The 2331-nt window shown below is 52.8% G+C and carries 1 protein-coding gene; it reads right to left on the reverse strand.

The window, feature by feature from the left end:
- Window positions 1–545: 545 nt before the first annotated feature.
- On the reverse strand, window positions 546–1790 hold the full coding sequence (locus WB402_RS14390) for a hypothetical protein (protein WP_424209034.1): 1245 nt from the start codon (window positions 1788–1790) through the stop codon (window positions 546–548).
- Window positions 1791–2331 lie beyond the last annotated feature (541 nt).

Consider the following 2331-nt stretch of genomic DNA (forward strand, 5'->3'; position numbering starts at 1 on the left):
TCGGCTGGGAGGGGCATATTGGTGCAGAACTTATTGACGCATAAACCTAACGAAAACCATTATTTTATTTACGGGATTTTAGGAGGTAGCCGACAGCTACCCACTTCAGTCAGTTGCCAACACACGGGGGCGAGAGTAGGGTAATAGGCGGGGACAAACCGGTCGAGATGCCTAGCAACCGGCAAATCCTGGACATGTAATTAATAATTCTAAACTGGAGGTGAAAATCATGCGAAACATCATTAACGGCGGTGGCGGTCAACCTGCCCCTGCTATCGGTGGCGGCGGCACACCAGGCACGCTCGACGGCGGTGGCGGACAGTCGGACGACTTTAGTATAAAGCCTGATTAGCCGCATGTGCAGTCGGTAACGATTCATAGCACTGTCGACTGTATAAGTTATCTGTAAACTCAAAAGCTCCCATCCGGATACCGGGGGGAGCTTTTTTTCACTGTAATCATGTTGCTGCGGCATTGTCGCTACCCAACAGGCCATGTTCCGACGAGCCCGCGGTGACACAGGAAGAAATAGCAGCTGGACGCAATTAATTCTTAATTTTTGGTCTATTTTGCCGTTGCAGCTTTAGCATCGCGGATACGCAATGACTCGTGTTGTCCACCTGGGTTTTCAGTTCGTAACGCCCCGCGAGGAAACTTCCGGTAAATTCTTTCAGACGCGGTGCAGAGACTCGGGCATTCGTGAACACCAGTTCTTTCTGGCCAGGCTTGATCTGTAGTCCCTCCGTCTTGGCCATCTCGCGCGTAATCCATGCCCGTACCCGTCTGGACAGTTCGCTCTCGCCCTCGCCCGCGCTGACAAGCGCCGCGAGCGCATCGGCCACCCCTTCGACTGAAGCACAATCATTGTAATTGGCAAGTTCCTGCTTGCTATCGAGGAATGCGTTGGTCTGGTTTTTGATGAAATCAAGAAACTTCGCTTCTTTCGAATCGGCATAGCGAGCGGCCGCCGCCATGGTGCCCCAGTGATAAAAATCGATATTGAAATCACTGCCGTAGATTTTGATCAGGCTGTCGTCGACGGAGGCCAGCATTTCCGCTACGCGCGTGTCCTGCGGAAATTGTTGATGATACTCAGCCAACGCCAGCCAAGCTTCGCCATCAGCATAGGGGTGAGGGTCAATCCAAGTTGGGAATTTGCGGAATCCTCCCCCGGGAATTCGCAGCATCAGGAGCGCTTCCAGCCAGGCTTGCCGGAGATTGGAAAAGCTCGCATCTCCACTCGTCTGCGCGAAGCGCAGTTCCGTCAGTAATGCAAAGGCAACGGTTCCGGTGAAGGCGTCGCTGTAATCCATGTTTGGCGACACCACTTTGCCCGGACCTTGTTTATCAAAAAGCAGGCCCAACCGTTCCAGCGCGTTGCGAATTTTGCCTCGCCCGACCGGCATCGACAGAATACGGGTTTTCTCGACTAGGCCTTGTATTCGGCTCTTTCCGATCGGTAATGAATGGCGGCCAAAAGCCGTGAGGAATTTTCCTATTGCCGGTCGTGCCCGCGGATCCTTCGTAAAGGCATAGTAATCGGCCAGTACCACGGCAGTACCTGCTTGCCGGGCGAGGTTCGCCGTCGACATGCTGTCCGGCTCAGACTCCTTGTCCTCCAGGAAATTGAAATCATATGGCAAGAACCCGGATGGCTTCTGGACCACCAGCCAGCGATCCACGGCAAGGCGTATCGCGTGCGAGTAGTCATTGGAGATCGCAAGCGCTGGTCCACCGATTACTAAAGCACTCAGAAAACTCACGACGCGAAACAGTGTGATGAGACGCATGCGTGATCGCTTTCCGGTTTCCGTTCGAGGGGGTAATTAGAGCGCAGAATATATCATCCGAGCTCTGTTGGGATAGCGACGGATGAATCGTTATGTAACTCGAGTACACCTCCAGCTGTGCACTGTTGATGAACATCTGCTTCGGGTCTATTGTGTTGAAAAACTCCGTTTCTGATCACGGTCTAAACATCTCGGCACCGTCAGCGAATTATCTTCTATGACAAACGGGAGGATAGAATTCGAAATCCGGGCTGCGGCCCGATACCGGCCGCGGGCTCCGGTATGATAGGCCCGCATGATCGACCCATGACTGCTGCTTAAATCGATATCCGCCGGCATCATGGGTCGTTAACCGATGTAAACGGTAACTAAGAACTTCGATGCCATCTGTGGAGACGTCGCAGCTTAGTCAATAAGCTCCGAACCACGGAGCGGTCGGCTGGGAGGGGCATATTGGTGCAGAACTTATTGACGCATAAACCTAACGAAAACCATTATTTTATTTACGGGATTTTAGGAGGTAGCCGACAGCTACCCACTT

The organism is Sulfuricaulis sp. (assembly GCF_049587675.1).
In the GTDB taxonomy this organism is placed as follows: domain Bacteria; phylum Pseudomonadota; class Gammaproteobacteria; order Acidiferrobacterales; family Sulfurifustaceae; genus Sulfuricaulis.